Genomic DNA, 722 nt, shown 5'->3' on the forward strand with positions numbered 1-722 from the left:
ACTCGCGGCGGATTATTCTCAAATTGAATTGCGCATTATCGCTGAAATAAGCGGTGATGAAGCCATGCTCGAAGCCTTCACTGCAGGTCAGGACATCCACAGCGCAACAGCTGCTCGCGTGTTCGGAGTGCCTTTCGATGAAGTAGATAAAACACAACGCTACCGCGCAAAAACGGTAAACTTCAGCATCATTTACGGAGCTGGCGCAACCAATCTATCGCGCCAACTTGACATCAAACGTGCTGAGGCCAGCGAATTAATTCAACAATATTTCAAGCAATATCCTGCGCTAAAAACCTATATGGACAAAACCGTGGAGGATGCCCGCAAAAATGGATACGTCACTACCCTCATGGGGCGTCGACGTTATCTGCGCGACATCAACTCCCGAAACGGAATGGTACGAAGCAATGCCGAACGCATGGCCATCAACACGCCCATCCAGGGCACTGCTGCCGACATGATCAAAATGGCGATGGTGAAAATTCATCGTGTTTTGCAAAAGCAAAAACTAAAAACGAAGATGATCATGCAGGTACATGATGAATTGGTTTTTGATGTATTCAAGCCTGAACTGGAACATGTAAAACCACTCATCGAAGAGAAAATGCGTACTGCCATGCCTGGCCTGAAAGTGCCTATCGTCGTCGGAATGGACACTGGCGATTGTTGGCTAGATGCACATTGATTAGACTTTTAGATTAGTGATAAATAGACCTTAG

Annotated in this window: 1 protein-coding gene; it reads left to right on the forward strand. The window is 46.5% G+C overall.

Annotated elements, in window-relative coordinates:
- Window positions 1-688 (forward strand): DNA polymerase (locus GY683_RS08625; RefSeq protein WP_297288339.1); only part of this gene is annotated, 688 nt, incomplete at its 5' end.
- Between the last annotated feature and the right edge of the window lie 34 nt (window positions 689-722).

Origin of the sequence: Moraxella sp. (assembly GCF_024227015.1) — a bacterium.
Lineage (GTDB): Bacteria > Pseudomonadota > Gammaproteobacteria > Pseudomonadales > Moraxellaceae > Moraxella.